The organism is Rubripirellula tenax, from assembly GCF_007860125.1.
Classification (GTDB): Bacteria; Planctomycetota; Planctomycetia; order Pirellulales; family Pirellulaceae; genus Rubripirellula; species Rubripirellula tenax.
This window is the reverse complement of record NZ_SJPW01000021.1, coordinates 1-6,590: the sequence shown is the minus strand read 5'-3', so window position 1 is coordinate 6,590 and position 6,590 is coordinate 1. Positions and strand designations below refer to the sequence as shown.

The 6,590-nt window shown below is 54.6% G+C and carries 8 protein-coding genes; 1 reads left to right on the top strand and 7 read right to left on the bottom strand.

The window, feature by feature from the left end; all coding sequences use genetic code 11:
* Nucleotides 1-578: 578 nt before the first annotated feature.
* The 3 genes from Poly51_RS30900 to Poly51_RS29955 form a co-directional block, all read right to left on the bottom strand.
* Entirely contained in the window at nt 579-731 is a 153-nt protein-coding gene (locus Poly51_RS30900) for a hypothetical protein (RefSeq protein ID WP_186775922.1), read from the bottom strand.
* A 2,025-nt stretch (nt 732-2,756) separates the two neighbouring features.
* Nucleotides 2,757-3,083, bottom strand: coding sequence for a hypothetical protein (locus Poly51_RS29960; RefSeq protein ID WP_146462630.1), 327 nt, complete (start codon nt 3,081-3,083; stop codon nt 2,757-2,759).
* Between the two features lie 218 nt (nt 3,084-3,301).
* Nucleotides 3,302-3,484 carry a hypothetical protein gene (locus Poly51_RS29955; RefSeq protein ID WP_146462629.1) on the bottom strand — a complete coding sequence of 61 codons (183 nt, stop codon included), beginning with the start codon at nt 3,482-3,484 and terminating at the stop codon, nt 3,302-3,304.
* 49 nt (nt 3,485-3,533) lie between these two features.
* On the opposite strand from Poly51_RS29955, the gene Poly51_RS29950 reads away from it, so the two are divergent.
* Entirely contained in the window at nt 3,534-3,815 is a 282-nt protein-coding gene (locus Poly51_RS29950; protein WP_146462628.1) for a hypothetical protein, read from the top strand.
* A gap of 18 nt (nt 3,816-3,833) precedes the next feature.
* On the opposite strand, the gene Poly51_RS29945 is transcribed toward Poly51_RS29950, so the two are convergent.
* From Poly51_RS29945 to Poly51_RS31145, 4 genes are all read right to left on the bottom strand, one after another.
* On the bottom strand, nt 3,834-4,094 hold the full coding sequence (locus Poly51_RS29945) for a hypothetical protein (RefSeq protein WP_146462627.1): 261 nt from the start codon (nt 4,092-4,094) through the stop codon (nt 3,834-3,836).
* Between the two features lie 129 nt (nt 4,095-4,223).
* Nucleotides 4,224-4,631 carry a hypothetical protein gene (locus tag Poly51_RS29940; protein ID WP_146462626.1) on the bottom strand — a complete coding sequence of 136 codons (408 nt, stop codon included), beginning with the start codon at nt 4,629-4,631 and terminating at the stop codon, nt 4,224-4,226.
* 549 nt (nt 4,632-5,180) lie between these two features.
* Entirely contained in the window at nt 5,181-5,765 is a 585-nt protein-coding gene (locus Poly51_RS29935) for a hypothetical protein (RefSeq protein ID WP_146462625.1), read from the bottom strand.
* A gap of 624 nt (nt 5,766-6,389) precedes the next feature.
* The coding region (locus Poly51_RS31145) for a hypothetical protein (RefSeq protein WP_222435960.1) at nt 6,390-6,590 on the bottom strand (201 nt) is incomplete at its 5' end.

The following is a 6,590-nucleotide window of genomic DNA, read 5'->3' as shown; positions in this document are numbered from 1 at the left end:
GAACGTGGGAGTCAACCTATGGCGCGGTCTTGAAGGCTAATGAGGCGTCGATACGACCTTACGCACCCAAAGCTACCACGAACCATCAATTGGCCGCGTAAACTCGCGCCCTGGCGAGACGACACCCGCGTCAGCGCACCATCTTTAGCGCATCGTCTGTCTGGCCTTCGGCCCCGCCGGTGACGCTGCGACCATCTCGCGGACGACCAGCACGCCGAGCATCCGTCTTGCGCAACGTCAGCGCACCAATTCGTCCGCGCAACTCTTAATCGCGATAACGGTTGCCATCACCGGGCACGGAGAGTTTGGCATCCATTTGTAAAACCTCGCAAGCCGTGCTCCGTGTGCATGGCGTGGTTATCGCCAATTTGGAGCGGCGAAAACGTGACCACCAACGAGCGGTCACCGACGAGCGCATCTTACCGCGCCGCTGACCGCGCATCAAGCGAATCGCCGAACCGATGTCGTGCCGTCTTGCCGCGTGCAATCAACACGACTGCGGCGCAAATGCAATGGTTGTGTTGGCGACGGATTGAGTTGCAGTGACGGTTGTTTGCGCGGCCAGATCAGTTGTTCGTTTAGCCTTCGGCCATGTCGGTGACGGATTGCCCCGAGGACGAAGTGTCGTTTTCGCGACGCTCAACGTGACCAAAGTGAACCAATTGTGTCGGAGGAATTGCATTCCAGTCAATCAAGCAAGCTGCGGCGAGCAGCTCAGTTACGGTTCGCAACAAAAATCAAATCCGCGTGACCGAAGCAAACGTTCGTTCAAAACAATCGCGTGTTCCAGTTCAGTGCGATAACGTCACGCGTCACCGGGTACGCGCGAAAGATTCTCAACTTCAATACCGCCCGACTCGCGTACTCCGGTGCACGCGATTGTTATTTGCTGTCCTGAGGTCGAGTTTCACCCAAACCACCCTTGATCGTAGCCGAAATCATAGACGACGGAAATCGAGATCCATCCCGCAACACTCGCCAACAGAAGATACCACGCCGCGTTTCCCGCTACCCAACGTTGCGCTATCCCAATGACTAATGCTACGGCCCAAATAAACCAAAACACTGCCACGATTCCAGCGATTCCAACAAAGGCCAGATGCCAGGGACGCGCTGATCCGTGAAATGGTTCATTTTCCGCAAGCCACAAAAATAGTGGGATTGGTGGCAACGAGAGCACAATTCCGGAAGTGACCAGGAACGAAATGTAGCGCGGCCATGTAGGAATTGTGTCACCCCGCGACGCTGTCTCGCAATTCGGCGATGAGTACGGGTTCAAGGACTTTGGGCTATCAGGCATTCCGTCAGCGCTCTTGCAAATAACGGCGGTCGTCACCGGGCACGGAGAGACAACTTTCCACTTGTGAAATCGCGCAAGCCGTGCTCCGTGTGCACGACATTGTTATCGGTCGTCCGGGTCGGGCATTGGATCGGTCAGTAAACCCGCATGACCTTGAAGTCAGCATACCGAGCGGTGGGTTGTCCAGCAAGCAAATCGTAACGTGTCCATCAGCGAGTCACCCGGCGTCGGTGTATCCGACATTGTTGTCGGTTGCGATGCATCACGCGGGCATGTCAAACGCGTCGTGTGTTCGATCGATTCGCCGAACGTGTCGTGAAGCTATTCGGAACAGTACTGTTGGAGCGTATTCGATACACCATCAACTCCACGAACGTCGCAGTCACAACTCCAAGGCGCAGTACCGATAACGTCTCACATCACCGGGTGGCGGCGATTGACGTGATTCCAAAGAAACGTGACCACCGCCACTCCGGTGCATGTGTTTGTTATCGGCATTTATGAACGGGCATTGGTCGAGCATCGGGCAGCGGTTGCCACGCCGCCACAGTTTAGCGGGACTTGGTTCACGCGGCAAGCAATTGGGCGTTGACCGGGTCGGCAGTAAAACGGCAATTGTCATCCGACAGTGCTTGTTGACGGTAAACGAAGGATCAAAAGCGTTGTCGCTTGATCAGCAAACGAAAACAGCGAACACGTTCAAGAATTGCGAGCGGCTTGGAGGGAGGAAATCGCAAACGGAGGATCAATGCGTTTGACTCGCAAATTCGCTAACGCGAATGCCGAACGACAAATTTCCAATCAGGCGTTGCAGCAATCGCTAGTGCGAGCGAACGCGTGAAACACCTGAGACGTCAGTCCGATAACGTCAGCATCACCGGGCGGCGATAGCGATGTGCAAGAAGTCAAAAAACCGTTCCATCGCCGCTCCGTGTGCATGCAATGGTTATCGGCGATTATTGCGGGCATTGATTGAGTGTTGGTCCACTGGAGTGCAAAGCAACGGCGGAACGTCACCAGCACAAGTCGAGCAAGATCTGCGCGAGCAGAAAACAACGCAGGGACGGCGGCACGGGCAAGCATCATTGTGCAATCCACGGTCGGTGAAGAAATAAGCCAATCAGTAGCCCGAACGCACCCCCAACAATCACGTACCGAAGTTCAAAGTGTTGCTGCGGTGCAGAGGCGATCGCCGGTGCGAGCGATAACCCGAGCAGTCCGAAGGCGACGACCCACGCGAGAGTTTTAACAATCTGAGACACGGCTGTGGGCATCGCGAGAATTGGTTTCCCTGTCCGGGTAGTGTTCAGCAAACGGCAAGTGTGTCAGTAAGTGCGATAACGTTACGCATCAGCCGGGACGGGCGAACGACTTGCAGGCAGACGATAAAACGGACCACCCGTCCTCGGTTGCATGCGATGGTTATCGCACATTTACACGTCTGCGAATACCATCGTCAAAGCGCCTTTCCGTTGCCAAATCGCGAGGCGAAAAACAGGGTAGTCACAAACGTGGCGAAGAGAATCACGGACATAAACGCAAGTCTAATCGTGACGCCAAGATAGAAGACCACATCTTGGTCCGGCGTTCCATCCCAGCCAGGGGCATCGATTTCAGATCGAATCCAGCGTTGGTCAAGAATCGCATAAGCGACGCCGACCAAGAGCAAAGACAATACGAATCCACGACCCGCCCAAAGATACGACGCGAGTGATGTACCGATCATGCAAAAGGTGAGCGAGATCCATCCATGGGGAGCGACAAATTCGGTGAGCAAATGCATCAAGGTCGGGAGCGGGAAAGCGGACTCAATTCGTTGCGATAACGGTACGGTTCAGCGGGCCGGGAGAGTTGACTTACCATATGAGAAACCGCGCAAGCCCGGCTCCGTTGCAACCGATGGTTCCCCTCTTCTTGTTTGTTGATAGTCCATCATTGCTGCAGTGATCAGCGATAACAATGGCAACCGAAACGCAAACGAAAAACATAGCGACTATTCGATCACCAAAGGTCAAATTCCACCAGCCGCGTTCGCGGATGGATTTCTTCACGATCCCAGCCAGTCGCGTCAGTAAGGACATCGCGAACCTTCAACGCCACTTCGTCCGGCACATCGGAAATCAGCGCGCAAAACTCGTCGTCAGTGATGCAAGGCTGTGGTGAAAATCCAACTTGTTTCTCCATGGTTTTCTGCCAGCACCTCACGAACAGGATGGCGATGAAGATTGCTGGAATGAGTACGATTAAATATGCCATCAGATTGCGTATTCATGAAATCGGTCGGGGAACGTCCGGATTCACCGGGTCGGGAGTGTTGATGTTCCATTTGAAAACGGCCGCAAGCCCGACTCCGGTGCAATCCATGGTTATCCGCGATCATGTGTTGCGAGGCGGACCGCCAGCGGGCATGGGCCGCGCGAGCGGAAAGCAACGACGGAACGTCGCCGGCATGAACCCCGCGAGGGGAAAACAACGGCGGGACGCCGCCAACCTGGATCGAGCGTTGGCCTCGTGAGTGGAGCACAGTGTAGCATCAAAATAGCGCGTCGGGTGACACGTCAGGCATGGTCGCGGCAACAATAGCAGCAGTTTCAGTGTCCATCTGTCGTTGAAGCTTCCAGCGTCGCAGCATGCCCGAGGCGTTCCATTCGTCAGCGTACTTTGCCTCGACGATGCGGCGAGCGTCGGATTCGACGGCGGAAACGAGACGGTCATATCCGTCCGCAACGATTCCCGATGGGGAGTCCGTGGCAGTTGATTCTTTGTCGAGTTTCGGTCGAGTGTTGCGTTTCATTTTGGGCAGCACGAGTGTCAAATGACTTCAGTGGGATAACGGCGGACATCACCGGGTACGGGCCGAAATCGTGGTGTTTACAGAAAAACCTGACCACCCGTACTCCGGTGCATGTCATGGTTCGTCGTATTACATAGATGAATCGTAGTGTTCCAGAACAGATTTTCCATCAAGGCTAAGCGTAATGGAGAAGTAGTAAGGAAATCCTCCGTAAACGCCCTCGATTCCGTAATCATGGATAATACTAGACATTTCCTCCTTGTGGGCAAACTGTACGTAAAGCTGATCTGGCGCGTCGCGGCGTTCAAATCGAGTTACGTCCACGTGGAAGTCAGTGATTGGTATTTCATCGAGATCGAGATTTGCGACAGCCCAGTTCTGTGCGATTTCGATCGCTTTTGATTCCGAAATCTCGATTGCTGTGGGTTCCTCGAAGTCGGCAGATGCCGCACTTTCGGCGTGGTGATCCGGCGACGGGGAACACGCAGTGACAAGTGCCAGCGTAAAAGCGAGCGTTACAACGTAGTTGAGATGCATTTGTTTGTCGACGAACGGTGGCCATCACCGGGTGGCGGCGGTTGACGCGATCTCAAAAAAACGTGACCACCGCCACTCCGGTGCATGGCATGGTTATCGGCATTTATGGACGGGCGTTGATCGAACATCGGGAAGTGGCAACAACGCTGCCACAGCTTAACGGGCATTGGTTCGGGCGGCAAGCAATTTGGCGTTGACCGGGTCGGCAAGTAAACGGGCATTGTCGTCCGACGGCGTTTGCAGACGTTGAACGAAGACTGGAAAACGGGGTCGATGGAAAAGCAAACGACAACATCGAGCACCATCGAGGACTGCGAGCGGCGTGGGTTGTGGCAATCGCCAACGGAGGATCAAGACGTCCGAATCGGCGAGTCGCTAACGCAAATGCCGAACGACGCACCGATGACCAAGCGTTGCAGCAATCGTTTGTGCAAGCGAATACGCGGAACATCTGCGGAGTCAGTCCGATAACGTTGGCCATAACCGGGGACGCGAGATTGACGTCGCCTCACAACAACGCCAGGCCGCGTCCTCCGGTTCATGGCTTGGTTATCCGCCGTCCTGTGGAACTGCATTAGATTTCTCGAAGAAACGGGGTTGGATCCCATCTAGAAGTACGTCAAGACCAGCCGCATAGTCCTCGGACTGCAGGTCTTGCGTGAGCAGAGTGAACGTAAATAGCATCTTGTTCACCAGGAGAGCGCCGTCAGTCGCATGGCGGAAGCCCTTTGGCGAAGCAGCGACGCCAGGATTTGCCTTTGATGTGTGAACGGCGTAGCCGACGCGGCCGAACACCGTTTCGTGCTGGGCGACTACGGTGACCGGGAAAACGGAAGTTTTGAGCCGAAGCTCGTTCAGCGTCACGACAAGATTTTTCGATTCGTCGGGGGTAGACGCGGTCCAATCATTATTGGTCGCGGGACCAATTGAAAGCTCAACTCCTGATGGAGAAGTCAGTCTAATCCATTGACGATTAGACCCTGTGGGCGGTTGCCGTACATTCCATCCCGGTGGAATCTCCACGGCTACACCGCCACCGGAGTGCGGGAGAAACGCGGACTTACGTGCCGGTTCATCCGCAAGCAATGGGGCAACGAACATGCATGCAATAACGATGCGAAAAATTATGGGCATGAGCTAGTCCAATAAAGTTTGTGATCATGGGGTCGGGAGAGATAACCTTACCATTGCCGAAACGCCCGGAAGCCCGACTCCGTGTTCATCACGTGGTTATCCGCCGTGGTGAGTTCAAAATCCATAGGCAATGCCGAACCCGAGACGGGGCGCAGCGACCGCTACAGCAATGGTCGCTAGGGCAACCAACACAGAACGTCGAAACGCTCCCCGTCTAATTCCGCGGCGAGCGTATGCGAATAGAAGAGAACAAGCGATCCATATCGTGGCAGTCATCACAATGTCGCGCATTCGCAATGGTCCAAGCGTTCGTATCGGAGTGAAGTTGGCAATCAGTATGACAACTGCGCAAATCAAACAGCTATAAGCCGCGAACCCCATCAGCCAAGATCCTATTCTGCTTTGCAGTGGATCGTTTTCGATAGGGTGGTCGGTATGTGTTTTGGGAGGAGCAAATGGATGTAGGTGCATCATGTTTTAGCTTGTTAATAGAGACCAGTCGGCGAATGCTGAAGAAGGTTGTTTTGAGACGGCGCGTGCCGATGATGGAGCATCTTGATTCGCGAGGACAGAGTAGAAGATAGTTTGCCAGTGCGTACGCTGCCAGTCGGATAACGTCCGCGATCACCGGGCGGCGGCCAACGGCTCTCCATTGTGAAAAAGCTGACCACCGCCGCTCCGGTGCATCGCATGGTTACCAGACTTACAACGCTGCGCTTCGGGGTGGCTTTGGAGGAACAGGTTTTTAGTTTTTGGTTGCACGTCATGTTGTGATTTGTGAGAATCAAAATGCACGGATCGGGTCGCGGAGACCGTCTGCGGATT